10 protein-coding genes are annotated in these 14,171 nt (G+C 72.6%); 1 reads left to right on the top strand and 9 read right to left on the bottom strand.

All coding sequences use genetic code 11. The annotated features are described in order from the left end of the window. Window positions 1-211: 211 nt before the first annotated feature. The 9 genes from FDO69_RS34340 to FDO69_RS34305 all read right to left on the bottom strand — a co-directional run bounded on the left by FDO69_RS34340 (window position 212) and on the right by FDO69_RS34305 (window position 12,540). Window positions 212-1,177 carry an EamA family transporter gene (locus FDO69_RS34340; RefSeq protein WP_104786178.1) on the bottom strand — a complete coding sequence of 322 codons (966 nt, stop codon included), beginning with the start codon at window positions 1,175-1,177 and terminating at the stop codon, window positions 212-214. Between the two features lie 164 nt (window positions 1,178-1,341). Next, window positions 1,342-3,192: an ABC transporter ATP-binding protein gene (locus FDO69_RS34335; RefSeq protein WP_104786176.1), complete on the bottom strand. Its 1,851-nt coding sequence runs from the start codon at window positions 3,190-3,192 to the stop codon at window positions 1,342-1,344. 96 nt (window positions 3,193-3,288) lie between these two features. Next, window positions 3,289-3,417 (bottom strand): hypothetical protein, encoded by a 129-nt coding sequence (locus FDO69_RS42790; protein ID WP_257027806.1) that lies wholly within the window; start codon window positions 3,415-3,417, stop codon window positions 3,289-3,291. A gap of 149 nt (window positions 3,418-3,566) precedes the next feature. Continuing rightward, window positions 3,567-4,703 carry a lipid II:glycine glycyltransferase FemX gene (locus FDO69_RS34330; protein ID WP_104786174.1) on the bottom strand — a complete coding sequence of 379 codons (1,137 nt, stop codon included), beginning with the start codon at window positions 4,701-4,703 and terminating at the stop codon, window positions 3,567-3,569. 193 nt (window positions 4,704-4,896) lie between these two features. Continuing rightward, a complete protein-coding gene (locus tag FDO69_RS34325; protein ID WP_104786171.1) occupies window positions 4,897-8,049 on the bottom strand; it encodes an FAD-binding and (Fe-S)-binding domain-containing protein in 3,153 nt (1,050 codons plus the stop codon). A gap of 53 nt (window positions 8,050-8,102) precedes the next feature. Next, window positions 8,103-8,945: a carbohydrate ABC transporter permease gene (locus FDO69_RS34320; protein ID WP_104786168.1), complete on the bottom strand. Its 843-nt coding sequence runs from the start codon at window positions 8,943-8,945 to the stop codon at window positions 8,103-8,105. A 7-nt stretch (window positions 8,946-8,952) separates the two neighbouring features. Then, window positions 8,953-9,945 carry a carbohydrate ABC transporter permease gene (locus FDO69_RS34315; RefSeq protein ID WP_104786165.1) on the bottom strand — a complete coding sequence of 331 codons (993 nt, stop codon included), beginning with the start codon at window positions 9,943-9,945 and terminating at the stop codon, window positions 8,953-8,955. A gap of 104 nt (window positions 9,946-10,049) precedes the next feature. After that, complete coding sequence (locus FDO69_RS34310) at window positions 10,050-11,393, bottom strand: ABC transporter substrate-binding protein (RefSeq protein WP_167526734.1); 1,344 nt, start codon at window positions 11,391-11,393, stop codon at window positions 10,050-10,052. Between the two features lie 127 nt (window positions 11,394-11,520). Then, window positions 11,521-12,540, bottom strand: a complete 1,020-nt coding sequence (locus FDO69_RS34305) for a LacI family DNA-binding transcriptional regulator (protein ID WP_104786163.1) — start codon at window positions 12,538-12,540, stop codon at window positions 11,521-11,523. A 210-nt stretch (window positions 12,541-12,750) separates the two neighbouring features. Between FDO69_RS34305 and FDO69_RS34300 the strand changes: the two genes are divergently transcribed. Then, window positions 12,751-14,100, top strand: a complete 1,350-nt coding sequence (locus FDO69_RS34300; protein ID WP_104786160.1) for a glycoside hydrolase family protein — start codon at window positions 12,751-12,753, stop codon at window positions 14,098-14,100. The last annotated feature ends 71 nt before the right edge of the window (window positions 14,101-14,171 follow it).

The following is a 14,171-nucleotide window of genomic DNA, read 5'->3' as shown; positions in this document are numbered from 1 at the left end:
CAGGCCATTCAAATGGACCAAGACCGCCGACCAGATCCTCGACCGTATCTGCCGCTACTGCGACAGGATCTCAAAACCAGGTCACTAGCCGCCGCCACCCCCGGCCCGCTCGGCCGGCTCGGCGCCGGGTGCCGGTGCGTCAGCTCTCGCTGCCGCCCGGCCCCGCCCGCCGCGGCGGGCGGGGCCGGGACAGGGCAGCCCTGCCCCGGGCCTACCCCTCCAGGCCCGTGCTCTCCAGCGCCGCCTTCTTCCGCCGCCTCGGCCCCACCTGGGTGCGCACCGCCCCCATGCTCGCCGCGACGACGAGGGCGATCGCGGCGGCCTCGCCGGCGCTGAGGGCCTGGTCGAGGATGAGGAAGCCGGCCGTCGCGGCGATGGCCGGTTCGAGGCTCATCAGGATCGCGAAGGTGGAGGCGGGCAGGCGGCGCAGGGCGAGGAGTTCGAGGGTGTAGGGCAGGACCGAGGAGAGCAGGGCGACCGCCGCGCCCAGGCCCAGTGTGACCGGGTCGAGCAGCTTCGTCCCCGACTCGGCGATGCCCAGGGGCAGGAACAGCACCGCCCCCACCGCCATCGCCAGGGCCAGCCCGTCCGCCTGCGGGAAGCGGCGGCCCGTACGGGCGCTGAAGACGATGTAGGCCGCCCACATGGCGCCGGCCCCCAGGGCGAAGGCCGCACCCGTGGGGTCGAGACCGCTGAAGCCTCCGCCGCCGAGGAGGAAGACACCGGCGAGGGCGAGGGCCGCCCAGACGACGTTGATCGCGCGGCGGGACGCGAACACCGAGAGGGCGAGCGGCCCGAGGACCTCCAGCGTGACCGCGGGGCCCAGCGGAATGCGCGCGACGGCCTGGTAGAAGAGGCCGTTCATCGCGGCCATGGTGATGCCGAAGACGACCACCGTGCCCCAGTCGGCGCGCGAGTGGCCGCGCAGCCGCGGACGGCAGACCAGGAGCAGCACGACGGCCGCGACCAGCAGGCGCAGCGCCACGACCCCGAGGGCTCCCGCCCTGGGCATCAGCGTCACCGCCAGGGCGCCGCCGAACTGCACTGAGATGCCTCCGGCGAGCACCAGGCCCACGGGCCCGAGCGAGCCGAGCCGGCCCGATCCGGTGGCCGGCGCGGTGCCGTCGGGGCTGGCGGTGGTCGCGGGCTGGGGCGTGGTGACGCTGTCGGGGGTCACGGGCGGTCCTGTGCTCGTCGGCGCTGGTTCGGGGGCTGTGCGTGCAATCGTATGCACTCCGTGTACATCTTGATGCACTTGCCAGTCCAGAGTAATGGACTAGGTCAGGTGCGTAAACACACTTTGCCGCTGTCCCGGCCAATGAGACACGGAGTGGATCGCGGTCAGTGGGAAGCCGGATGCGCCGGGTACTCCGTGAACATCGGCATCCGCAGTTCGCCCGTGTCCATGACCGCACTGTTCTGCGAGCGGTGCAGTCTCGCGTACGCCCCTCCCCTGGCCAGCAACTCGTCGTGGCGGCCGGTCTCCACGACGTGGCCGCGGTCGACCACGAGGATGCGGTCGGCGTCCGGGGCGAGGTTGAGGTCGTGGGTGATCATGAGGGTGGTGCGACCGGCCATCAGGCGCCGCAGCGGCTTCACGATCCGGCGGGCGGCCATCGCGTCCAGGCCGGTCGTCGGCTCGTCGAGGACCAGCACCGGGGAGTCGCGCAGGATCGCCCGGGCGATCGCCAGACGCTGGAGCTGCCCTCCGGACAACCGGGCGGAGGCCGCGTCGATCCTCGTGTCGTACCCGTCTGGCAACCGCACGACGAAGTCGTGCGCGTCGGCCGCCCGGGCCGCTTCCACCAGGGCCTGTTCGCTCGCGCCCGGGCGGCCGCAGGCGATGTTGGCGCGGACGGTGTCGTGCAGGACGAGGGTCTCCTGCGGCAGCAGCGTGACGTACTCGCGCAGCCGGGCGAGCGGGAAGTCGCGCAGCGGTACCCCGTCCAGCAGGACGTCGCCCACGTCGGGGTCGTAGAAGCGGAGCAGCAGTTTCGACACCGTCGACTTGCCCGCACCGCTCGGGCCCGTGACGATCACCAGCTCGCCGGGATGGACCGCGAGGGACACGCCCGCCAGGGCCGGCCGGTCGGCGCCGGGGTAGCGGAAGGAGACGTCCCGCACCTCGAGGTGGCCGTCGGGGCGGCCCGCCCGGGTGGCGTGCCGGGGGTCGGTGACCGAGGGACGCACGTCCAGGATCTCGATCAGCCGCTCGGCGCCCGCGGTCGCCGCGGTGACCGTCAGACCCAGCTGCGCCAGACCCCGCACCGGCGGGTACAGGTAGCCGAGGAAGGCCGCGAAGGCGAGCAGCTGCCCGAGCGTCATCCGGCCCGTGGAGATCTCCCGGGCGCCGATGCCGATCACCGCGAGCACACACACCGTCTCGATGACCTGCACCAGTTGCTCGTACGCCTCGTTCAGCCGGGTCGAGCGCACGGAGGCACGGAACCAGGCGTTCGCCTGCTCCCGCAACCGGCGCCGCTCGGCGTCCCGGCGGTCGTAGGCCTGGGTGAGGACGACGGTGCCGAGCGACTCCTCGACGACGGAGGTGATCGCCCCGTCGGCGACCCGGCCCTCACGTGCGACGGACTTGATGGAGCCGGAGAAGCGGCGGGCGGCCAGCCAGAACAGGGGCGCGAGGACGAAGGTGGCGACGGCGAGCTCCCAGCGCAGCCAGAGGGCCGCGGCCGCGTAGAACAGCGCGCTGAAGGCCGCCGAGGCCGCTCCCACCAGGCCGGACACGACCATGGTCTCGATCGCCTCGACGTCGGCGGTCAACCGGGACAGAAGATCGCCCTGGCGGTGCCGCTGGAAGAAGTGCGGCGGCAACTGCTGGACATGGTCGAAGACGTGCTCGCGCAGCCGCATCACGAAGCGCTCCGTGATCCAGGCGGCCAGGGAGTTCCCGGCGTACCCGACGACCGCCCCTGCCACCGCGACCGCCAGCCACTGCGCGGCCGGTTCCCAGAACGCGGACAGCGACCCCTCCCGCAGCGCGTGGTCGGTGAGGTCGCCGAACAGCAGGACGGCCGCGGTCTCCGCGACCGCGGCCAGGACCGTGCACAGCCAGACGATCAGCAGGGGCCGGCGCAGCCCCCGGGTCAGGGGCCAGAAGCGGCGGAATGCGATGTGGGCGGGAAGCGCGGGGGTCTCGTATTCGAGTTCTTCGGATTCACAGGTTTTCTCAGTCATTTCACATTCCCGTCGGCCACCCAATGGAATCGGCAATGGAATCGGCAAGCGAAAGGGACCGATGGTGCACCATCGGTCCCTTTTTTCGGCGCCGCGTCAGTTGCCGTGGCCGCGCCCGGGAATCGGCTTCGGGGCGTGGTGCTTCTTCGGCCTGGGCTTCGGCGGGGGCGGGAGCTGCTTCGACTTGGGCTTCGGGGGCAGCGGGGCAAGCTTCTTGAAGCTCATTCCAACTCCTTGGGTCATTTCCGTTCACGTATTCCGGGAAGCGGTTCGCGTTTTCCCGACACCAATGAACGTACACGTCCCGAACCAAGGGAAGCACTAGAGAAGGCAAAGCCGCGCTGTGAACTCCCTGGGAAAAGCTGGGAGTTTCCTCAGCGGCGCGAAAGGTAAAGGTCGAACGCCTTGTAGAGCAGCCGGTTGAGCGGGTAGTCCCATTCGCCGAGGTACTCCACGGCCTCGCCGCCGGTGCCCACCTTGAAGCGGAGCAGGCCCAGCAGGTGGCTGGACTCCTCCAGGGTGTCGGTGATGCCGCGCAGGTCGTAGACGGCGGCGCCCAGTCCGTGCGCGTCGGTCATCATGCGCCACTGCACGGCGCTGCTCGGCTGGACCTCGCGGCGGCGGCTCGTGGAGGCGCCGTAGGAGTACCAGACGTGGTCGCCGACGGTAAGCATCGTGGCCGCGGCGAGCACCTCGCCGTCGTGGTGGGCGAGGTAGAGCCGCATCCGGTCGGGGTGCTCGGCGGTGAGCGCGCTCCACATGCGCTGGAAGTACGGCAGGGGGCGCGGGATGAAGCGGTCCCGCTCGGCCGTCTCGCAGTACAGCTCGTGGAAGGCCGGCAGGTCCTCCAGGTCGCCGCGCACGACCTTCACGCCGGCCTTCTCCGCCTTCTTGATGTTGCGGCGCCACTGCTGGTTCAGGCCGTTGTGGATGTCCTCCAGCGACCGGCCGGCGAACGGCACCTGGAAGACGTAGCGGGGCTGTCCCGCGGCGAAGCCGCCCTCGCCGGAGGCCTCGGACCGCCGCCAGCCCATGCGGCGCAGACCGTCCGCGACCTGGCCGGCCCGCGGTTCGTACGACGTCGCCCGCACGTCGCGCAGCCGCCGGGCGGCCGGGTCGGCGATCGCCGCCTTGACCGCGTCGGCGCTCCAGCGGCGCACCACGAGCGGCGGGCCCATGCGCACCGCGAAGGCACCCCGTCGTCTCAGGTGCGCGAGCATCGGCTCCAGCAGGCGGTCGAGGTCGGGCTCGTACCAGTTGAGGAGCGGGCCCTCGGGCAGATACGCGAGGTGGCGCGGCAGCCCGGGCAGCCGCGGGCCGGGCAGGGGGCGCAGCAGCACCAGTCCCGCGCCGACGAGCTGCCCGCCCTCGTCGAACCAGCCGAGGCTCTCCGCCTCCCAGTCGGGCTTCACCTCGCCCCAGGAGGGGACCTGGGTGTGGCTGGCGGAGGGGCGGGCCGTGACGAACGCGAGGTGCTCGTCCCGGGTGATCGGCTTGACGCGGACGCTCATGCGCGGGCTCCTTCGAGTGGCGGCCCTCGACGGGCAGTGACTGGTTCCGCGAGCCTAGGAGCGGCGCCGGCCCTCCCCCGGCTCAGACACTCGGTCCGACGGCCCCGTGGCCCGAACGCCTCACCGGCAAGCCACCCGTCCCGCGGCCCGGAACACCCCGGCCCCCAGGCCCGCCTCCCGTGCCCCGAACGGCTCACGCCCCGTCACGCGTGGGGTCCCCGCCCGCTCCGTCGCGCGTGGGGTTTCCGTCAGCCTCGTCGAGCGCGGGGTCCCCGTCCGCCTCGTCGAGCGCGGGGTCCCCGTCCGCCCCGTCGCGCGCGGGGTCCCCGTCCGCCCCGTCGCGCACGGGGTCCCCGTCCGCCCCGTCGCGCACGGGGTCCCCCTCCGCCCCGTCGCGCACGGGGTCCCCCTCCGCCCCGTCGCGCGCGGGGTCCTCGTCCAGCGCCTCCGCCAGTACCTCCGCCAGGTGCCTGCCCCTCACGCCCGCCAGCTGCTCCAGCTGGGTGCGGCAGGAGAAGCCGTCCGCCAGGATCACCGTGCCGTCCTGGGCGTCCCGCACCGAAGGCAGGAGTCGGTCCTCCGCGCAGGCGGTGGACACCTCCCAGTGGCCCTCCTCGAAGCCGAAGTTCCCAGCGAGGCCGCAGCAGCCGCCGCTCAGTTCGCCGGTGAGCAGGGCCGCTTCCCGCAGCCGGCGGTCGGCGGCGTCGCCGAGCACCGCGTGCTGGTGGCAGTGGGTCTGCCCGGCCACCGGACGGTCCACGCGCGGCGGCGTCCAGCCGGGGGCGTGGCGCTCCAGCGTCTCGGCGAAGGTGAGGACCCTGGCGGCGAGGCGGGCCGCGCGCGGGTCGTCGTGCAGCAGTTCGGGGACATCGGTGCGCAGGGCCGCGGCACAGCTCGGCTCCAGGACCACGACCGGCGCGTCGGTCTCCAGCACCGGTTCCATCAGGTCGAGCGTGCGGCGCATGACGGCCCGGGCCCGGTCCAGCTGGCCCGTCGACACGTACGTCAGCCCGCAGCAGACCCGGCCCCGGCCGCGCAGCAGGGTCAGCGGGTCGAGGGCGACGGTCCTGCCGTCCCCGACGGGCGGTTTCGCCAGCCGCACGGTCGGCGGCAGCGCCACCCGCAGCCCGGCCGCCTCCAGGACCCGTACGGCAGCCTGTCCCACGGCCGGCGAGAGGTGCTCGGTGAAGGTGTCGGGCCACAGCACGACCAGCCGCCCCTGCCCGGCCCCGCCCGAGCCACGACGAGCAGGCTCACCCCCGCCGGCCACATCGCCGACGCCGCCGCCCGCCCTCCGCCGCTCCCACCACCGGCTGAACGTCCGCCGGGCCACCCTCGGGATGTCCCGCTCGGGCGCGATCCCGCCCAGCCGCTTCGCCGCCCGGGCGAACGGCCGTACCGAGGACAGCGCGTTGACCAGCCATGCCGTGCGCGTGCGGGAGACCGCGCGGAGCCACACCGGCAGCCGCCCCATCGAGTGGTGCGCGGCGGGCCGGCGCCGCCCGGCGTAGTGCTGATGCAGGAACTCCGCCTTGTACGTGGCCATGTCGACCCCGACCGGGCAGTCCGACCGGCAGCCCTTGCAGGACAGGCACAGGTCCAGCGCGTCCCGGACCTCGACCGAGCGCCAGCCGTCCGTCACCACCTCACCGGCGAGCATCTCGTGCAGCAGCCGGGCCCGCCCGCGCGTGGAGTGCTCCTCGGCACCCGTCGCCCGGAAGGACGGGCACATGACGCCCGAGCCGGACACCGACGTCGTACGGCACTTGGCGACGCCCACGCAGCGCCGCACCGCCGCCGAGAAGTCACCGCCGTCGGTGGGATAGCCGAAGGCGACGTCGACCGGTTCGCGGGGCAGGACGGAGAAGCGCAGGCCGGCGTCGAGGGGCGCGGGGCGCACGAGCATCCCGGGGTTGAGCAGGTCGTCCGGGTCCCACACGCCCTTGGCCCGCTCGAACAGGCCCACCATCTCGGCCCCGTACATCCTCGGCAGCAGCTCCGCCCGCGCCTGCCCGTCGCCGTGCTCCCCGGACAGCGACCCGCCGTGCGCCACCACCAGCTCCGCGAGCTCCTCCGAGAAGCGGCGGAACCGGGCGACGCCGGGCCGCGTCAGCAGGTCGAAGTCGATCCGGACGTGGATGCAGCCGTCCCCGAAGTGCCCGTAGGGTGTGCCGCGCAGTCCGTGCGCCGCCATCAGCGCCCGGAAGTCCCGCAGGTACGCGCCGAGCCGGGCGGGCGGTACCGCGCAGTCCTCCCAGCCCGGCCACGCCTCGGTGCCGTCCGGCATGCGCGTCGCCGTCCCGCTCGCGTCCTCCCGCATCCGCCACAGGGCGCGCTGCCCCGCCGGGTCGGTGACCACGAGCGCGTCCAGGACGTCGGCGGCCCGCACGATCGCCTCCGCCCGCGCGCGTGCCTCGCCCGCCGACTCCCCGCCCGTCTCCACGAACAGCCAGGCCCCGCCCCGCGGCAGCGCCTGCGGGGACGGCACCAGGTCCGCAGCCATGCCCTCCACCGTCAGCGGTCCGAACGGCAGCAGCCCGGCCGCCGCCTCCGCCGCCGCGCTCTCGTCGGCGTAGCCCAGCACGGCCAGTGCACGCGCGCGTGGCGCCTCGACCAGGCGTACGACGGCCTCCGTCAGGACGCCGAGGGTGCCCTCGGAACCGCAGAAGGAGCGGGCCACGTCGGCGCCGCGCTCGGGCAGCAGGGCGTCCAGCGCGTATCCGGAGATGCGGCGGGGCAGTTCCGGGAAGCCGGTGCGCAGGCGCGCCAGTTCTCCCTCGGCCAGGGCGCGCAGGCCGTCCGGCGCGCCGGCCCAGTCCTGCCCGAGTCGCAGCCGCTCGCCGCGCGCGGTGACGACGTCCAGTTCCCGCACACTGTCAGCGGTCGTCCCCCACGCCACGGAGTGGGAGCCGCACGAGTTGTTGCCGATCATGCCGCCGAGCGTGCAGCGGCTGTGCGTCGACGGATCCGGCCCGAACCGCAGGCCGTGCGGGGCGGCGGCCTCCTGGAGCCGGTCGAGCACCAGACCCGGCTGCACGACGGCCGTGCGCCCCTCGGCATCCAGCGACACGAGCCGGTTCATGTGCCGGGTGAAGTCCAGGACGACACCGGTGCCGGTGGCCTGCCCGGCGATGGAGGTGCCTCCGCCGCGGGCGACCACGGGCACCCCTCGCTCCCGGCACACCGCGAGCACCGCCGCCACGTCGTCGGCGTCACGCGGAGCGACCACGCCGACCGGGACCCGCCGGTAGTTGGACGCGTCCATGGTCGTCAGCGCCCGGGACGTGACGTCGAACCCGACGTCGCCCCGGACGACGGCACGCAGCCGTGCTTCGAGTTCCGTCATGCGTCCAGGATGCATCCGGCCACCGACAGTGACGGGCGGGGCGCCCCGGTGGTTCAGCCCTTGACCGCGGAGCTCGCCACACCCTCGACGAACCAGCGCTGGAAGAACGCGAAGACGATCAGCACGGGCAGCACCAGCAGCACGCCGAAGGCCAGGATCTGGCCCCAGTCCGGGGGCTGCTGGCCCTGGAAGACGCTCATCTCCAGCGGCAGGGGGCGCACGGACGGGTCGGACACCATCAGCACCGGCCACAGGAAGGAGCCCCACTGGATGAGGAAGGTGAGGATCGCGACCGAGGCGAACACCGGCCGGGACATCGGCACGATGATCGCGAAGAAGGTGCGCCAGGGACCCGCGCCGTCCAGCCGGGCCGCCTCCTCGATGCTCGGCGGGATCTTCTTGAAGAAGGTGTGGAACTGGTAGATCGCGAAGGCGTTGGCGACGAACGGCAGCGCCTGGACGAACAGCGTGTTGCGCTGGCCGTTGAACATGTAGAACAGGGGAACCGCCACCGACTCGAACGGGATCAGCATCAGCAGCAGGACGAGGGTGAACACCGCGTTCTGCCCCCGCCACTTCAGCCGCGTCAGCCCGTAGGCCGCCATCGAGTTGACGATCAGCCCGCCCGTCACCACCACGAACGACAGCAGCACCGACACGCCCATGAACTGCCAGAAGTAGCCGGTGCTGTCGGAGTTCAGGCTGTCGAGGACGGCTGTGTAGTTGTCGAAGGAGAGGTGGGTGGGCAGGAAGCCGGACAGGCCGTTCAGGACCTCGTCCGAGGGCTTGAGGCTGCCGAGGAAGAGGGAGAGCGCGGGGAGGGCGAAGACGAACGCCAGGACGCTCAGGACGGTGTAGTCGAGGACGCGGCGTACGGGCGTGCGGGTCATGGCCATGGGTCGGTCAGTCCTCGTTGTCGGGCCGGACGACGCGGCGCTGGACGATGGTCAGGGCGACGACGATCAGGAAGAACACCACCGTGACGGCCGAGGCCTGTCCGATGTCGTTCTGGTCGAAGGCGGTGGTGACCGCCTGGTACATCACCGTGCGGGTGGCGTCCTCGTCCAGGCCGCCGCCGCGGATGAGGATGTACACCTGGTCGAAGACCCGGAAGGACAGCACCGAGGTGAGCATCGCGACGAACACGAGGGTGCCGCGGATGCCGGGCAGGGTGACGTGCCGGAACTGCTGCCAGCGCGAGGCCCGGTCCAGCTCGGAGGCCTCGTAGAGCTCGCCCGGGATCTGCTGGAGACCGGCCAGCAGGATGACCATCTGGAAGCCGACGCCCTGCCACACCGACAGCACGATGACCGAGCCCATCGCGGTGAGGCCGTCACCGAGCCAGTCGAAGGCACCCCAGTTGCCGAAGGTGATCACGTCCAGCAGGGAGTTGAGCATGCCCTGCTCGCTGCGGGCGAGGATCAGCCGCCAGATCACGGCGACCAGCGCCATCGGGAAGACCACCGGCATGAAGAAGAGGGACCGGAACAGGCCGATGGCCTTCAGCTTGCGGTTGAGCAGGATCGCCAGCGTCAGCGCCAGCCCCGTCTGGAGCGGTACGACGACCGCGGCGAAGGTCAGGTTGTTCAGCAGCGCCCGCAGGAACGGGCCGGACAGGTCGGGGTCGGTGAACAGCCGCCGGTAGTGCTCCACGCCGAAGAAGGTGGGCTCCAGCGGCGAGCCGAGGCGGACGTTGTAGAAGGAGAGCACCACGGCGTAGCCGAACGGGATGCCGACGAAGGCGATCAGCCCGCCGACGGCCGGGGCGGCCATCAGCAGCCCGTGCAGCCGGTCACGGTTGCCGCGTGCGGGACGCGGGGGCTTCGCGGGGGGTGCGGACGAGACTGCCTGCGCCCGGCCTGGTGCCGCGGCGTGCGCGGGTTCCACGGTTTTCACGGGAGGTGTCCTCTTCCCGGCGGGGGCGGGCGCGGTCGGTACGTCGCCGCGTCTTCGCGCAGCCATGTCACCGACGGCCCGCCCGGGCCGATGCGTCCTGCGGGTTACGGGATCTCGTAGCCGGCGTTGTCGGTGAAGTCCCGGTCGATGGCGCGGGCGGCCTTCCGCAGGGCTTCCTCGGGGTCGGCGCCGCCGTAGATCGAGTTGAGGGCCGTGCCGAACTTGGCGGTGACGGTGGGGTATCCGGCGGTCACCGGGCGGGTGACGGCGACGCAGGAGGAGGTGATGTCGCTGTCGCCGCACGGCTTGTTCAGCTGGTCGGCGAAGAGCTGGAGCGGGCCGCCCTTCTTGTAGAGGTCACTCTTGGCCAGCGCCGTCTTGGTGGCGGGCACGGCGCCGTTGGCCTTCGTCATCGCGCCGACGTTGGTGTCGTTCAGCAGGTAGTCCAGGAAGGTGCCGGCGGCCTTGCCGTTCTTGCTGTCGGCGCCGATGCCCCAGGCCCAGGAGCCCTGCCCGGTCTTGGGGCCGTTGCCGAAGTCCGGCAGCGGCAGGACGACGAGGTCGTCACCGAGGGCCTTGCTGTAGGCGGGGTAGTTCCAGTGGCCGACCCAGCTCAGCGCCACCTTGCCCTTGGCGAAGGCGTTGCCGTCGGTGTTGGGGTCGACGTAGGTCTTCCAGGACTGGAAGGTCTTCATCGCCGAGACGACCTTCGGGCTGTCGAGGGCGCCCTCCGCCTTGCCGTCCTTCAGCAGACCGCCGCCGGCCGAGAAGACGATCGGGGAGAAGCCGAAGGTGCCCCACTCGGAGGCCAGGCCGTACTGCTCCGATATGTCGAGGACCTTGCCGTCGGCGTCCTTGCCCTTCAGCGCCTTGAGGGCCTTGCCGAACTCCTCGGCCGTCCAGGCGTCGTCCAGGCTCGTCGGGTACTTCACACCGGCCGCGTCCAGCAGCTTCTTGTCGGCGTACATGCCGAGCCCGGCGTCGAACATGCCGAGGCCGTAGTGCTTGCCGTCGATCTCGCCCTGTGCCTTGATCGCGTCCGTGGCGTTGCCGAGGGTCTTGGCGGAGACGTGGCCGTCGACCGGGGCGAGCTTTCTGTTGTAGACGAAGTTCGCCATCGTCGGGCCGTCGAACTCCAGCACGTCCGGCAGTTCGGAGGCGTCGGTGGCGGTGATGGTCTTGGTGTAGTCGTTCTCGGGGATCAGCTTCAGCTCGGCCTTGACGGCGTTCTGCGAGGAGTTGAAGGACTTCACCGCGTTCTGCAGTGCGGTCGCCTCGCTCGCCTGGCCCTGGTGGGCCCAGACGCTGATGGTGCCCTTGCCGCTGCCCTGTTCGGCGGACGTGTCGCTGCCGCCGCCCCCGCCGCCGCAGGCGGCCAGCGCGGCCAGGGGCAGCAGGGCGAGGGCCGTGAGGCCCGTACGGCGGTTCTTTCCGTGGCCGGTGATCATGGTGGTGCCTCCGAGGGCGGGTGTGCGGTGGGTGCTCGGTGGGTGCGAGACCGGAGGGGCCGGTGCGCGGACGGTGGGCCGGGGGGCGGGAACAGCCCTCCGGGGGCGGACGGTCGAGGGAGCGGGGCTACGGCTGCCGGCCGCTGTGCGGCGGAGCGGTGGTCTCGCGGAGGATGAAGCGGATGGGCATCTCGACGGGCTGCGGCGCCCCGGCGTCCGGCTCGTCGAGCTGCGCGAGCAGCAGCCGGGCCGCCTCCCGGCCCTGGGCCGCGACCGGCTGGGCCACGGTGGTCAGCCCGACCACCTCGGACAGCTCGTGATCGTCGAAGCCGACCACGGACACGTCCTCGGGAACCCTCAGCCGGTGCCGGCGCAGGGCGCGCAGCGCACCCATCGCCATCTCGTCGGACTGGGCGAACACGGCGGTCGGCGGATGGCGCAGCGCCAGCAGCTCGGTCATGGCCTGCTCGCCGCCCTCGACCGTGTAGCCGCCGTCCGCCTCCAGGGCGGGGTCGAGCTCGATCCCGGCGTCGGCCAGCACGTCCAGGTAGCCCTGCCGGCGGTCGAGGGGCGTGGTCCAGTGCAGCGGCTCGCTGGCGCCGGAGATCATGCCGATCCGCCGGTGGCCGAGGTTCACCAGGTGCCGTACGGCGCTCTCCGCTCCGCCCCGGTCGTCGATGCCGACCACGGTGAAACCGGGCCGGGCTCCGCCGACCGTGGTCGCCAGCGGCACGCCGAGGGAGCACAGGGCGGCGGCTTCTTCCGGGTCCGGGATCAGCAGGGACAGCACGGCGTCGACCCGCTTGCGGATCGGCAGTTTGGTGAAGAAACGCTTGCGCGCCTCCGGTGAGCCGAGGTTGTACAGCAGGACGTCGTACCCGGCGGCGCTGAAGACCTTCTCGGCCGCGTCCAGCACCGTGCCGAAGAACCAGCGGCCGACGTAGGGGACGACGACGCCGATGGTGTAGGTGCGTCCGCTGGCCAGGCTGGAGGCCGAGCGCGAGGCGGTGTAGCCGAGTTCGGCGGCGGCCGCGACGATCCGGGCCCGCATCTCCTCCGACACTCCCGAACGGCCGCGCAGGGCGCGGGACACGGTGGACGCCGAGACGCCGGTGGCCTCGGCGACATCGGTGATGCTGACCGTCACGGGACGCTCCTTGATCGGGGGGCACGACGCCGCGTGGCGGGGGTCCGGATCACGTCGGCGGGAGGGGGAGTGACGAGACCGTAAACCCGCCCACCTGGTTGCGCAAGCGTTTGCGTTCAGATTTACTTCGGCTGACTCTCAGAGGAACTCCCCCCAGCAAGATCACAGCGCACACGTTTGAGTGCCGCTGTCGGCAGACAGGACCTGTCCATGCGATACGCGCCGCCCGGCCTCTGCGTGAACGACTTCGACCTGCTGCGCCACGCGGACGGCACCTACACCGTGCTGCACCTCCAGGGCCCCTGGACGGCGGAGTTCGACCACCTGCGCATGGAGACCTCGTACGGCAGGGCCACCTCCGCCGACCTGGTCCGCTGGGAGCCGCAGGGCACGGCCTTCGGCAACGGGCTGCCGGGCCGCTTCGACCAGCAGGCGGTGTGGACCATGCACGCCTTCCCGCACGGCCCCGGCATGGCGATGCTCTACACCGCCGTCTCCGGTCTCACCCCGGGCGGCTGGCCCCTGCAGTCGATCGGCCTGGCCCGCTCCGAGCGCACCGACGGCACCGGCTGGCGCCGCCACGGCACGGGGCCGGTCGCCGAGGCGGACGGGCGCTGGTACCGCACGGGTGAACACATGGGCTGGCGCGATCCCTTCGTCGTACGCGACGACGAGTCCGACGGCTGGGTGATGCTGGTCTGCGCCGCCGACGCCTCCCTGCCCGTCGAGGTCGGCGGGTGTGTCGCCTGGGCGACCTCCGACGACCTGGAGCACTGGACCGTCCACCCGCCGCTGGTCTCCCCCGGCGACGTCGACGAGTTCGAGTGCCCGGTCCTCGAACGCCTCGACGACGGCAGCTGGCTGCTCCTCGGCTCCATCGGCGCCACCCGGGGCTTCGAGGCGTGGACCGCTCCGCGCCTGCGCGGCCCGTGGACCCGCCGCGGCCCGCTCGGCCCTACCGGCGCGTACGCCCCGCGCGTCGTCGCCGCCCCCGACGGCTCGCGCGTCGTGCTCCACACCACCCCGCGCCGCGTCGGCCTCAGCGACACCGGCGAGCGCTGCCGCGGCATGCTCGCCCAGCCCAAGTCCCTCGCCGTACCCGCCGATTCGGCACCCCGCCTGGAGTGGTGGCCGGGCCTGGACCCCTGGCTCGGCGAGGAGACGTACGACGCCCTCCTGCACGCGGTCGGCGACGTCGGCCTCGGCGGTCGCACCGAGATCACCCTGCGCACGCAGGCCTCCGGCCCGGACCGGCCCGCGCTCACGGTCGGCTGCGACGGCAAGAACCTCTGGGTCACCGGCCCCGACGGCACCCCGCTCGGCGAGACCCTCCTGCCGGAACCCGCCGCCTCGCTGCGCATCCTCACCGTCGGTGAGTACGTCGAGGTCTACGCCGACGGCGTCTTCGTCCTCACCACCCTGTGCTACTCGGGCCGCCCCGCCCCCTGGACGGCCACGACCGAGGGCGGGGTCCGCCCCGTCGCCGTCCGCCCCCTGCGGCTGCCGGACCCGCACCGAGACGACGCCTCGGCCGTCTGGCCCGGCCCGCCCCCGCACTGACCTGTCCACTCGCCGTCTCACCCGACGGACGACGTTTCGCCCAGGTTTCTGGAAACGGCTACGCTCCCCTT

The sequence above is a fragment of the Streptomyces tibetensis genome (assembly GCF_007655005.1).
GTDB classification, from domain to species: domain Bacteria; phylum Actinomycetota; class Actinomycetes; order Streptomycetales; family Streptomycetaceae; genus Streptomyces; species Streptomyces tibetensis.
Note: the sequence above shows the minus strand (reverse complement) of the source record. Positions and strands in the feature narration are given on the sequence as shown.

Excerpts from the sequence above, each read along its gene's own strand:
- FDO69_RS34335 (WP_104786176.1), bottom strand. The coding sequence starts at position 3,192 with ATGACTGAGAAAACCTGTGAATCCGAAGAACTCGAATACGAGACCCCC.
- FDO69_RS42790 (WP_257027806.1), bottom strand. The coding sequence starts at position 3,417 with ATGAGCTTCAAGAAGCTTGCCCCGCTGCCCCCGAAGCCCAAGTCGAAG.
- FDO69_RS34330 (WP_104786174.1), bottom strand. The coding sequence starts at position 4,703 with ATGAGCGTCCGCGTCAAGCCGATCACCCGGGACGAGCACCTCGCGTTC.
- FDO69_RS34325 (WP_104786171.1), bottom strand. The coding sequence starts at position 8,049 with ATGACGGAACTCGAAGCACGGCTGCGTGCCGTCGTCCGGGGCGACGTC.
- FDO69_RS34320 (WP_104786168.1), bottom strand. The coding sequence starts at position 8,945 with ATGGCCATGACCCGCACGCCCGTACGCCGCGTCCTCGACTACACCGTC.
- FDO69_RS34310 (WP_167526734.1), bottom strand. The coding sequence starts at position 11,393 with ATGATCACCGGCCACGGAAAGAACCGCCGTACGGGCCTCACGGCCCTC.
- FDO69_RS34300 (WP_104786160.1), top strand. The coding sequence starts at position 12,751 with ATGCGATACGCGCCGCCCGGCCTCTGCGTGAACGACTTCGACCTGCTG.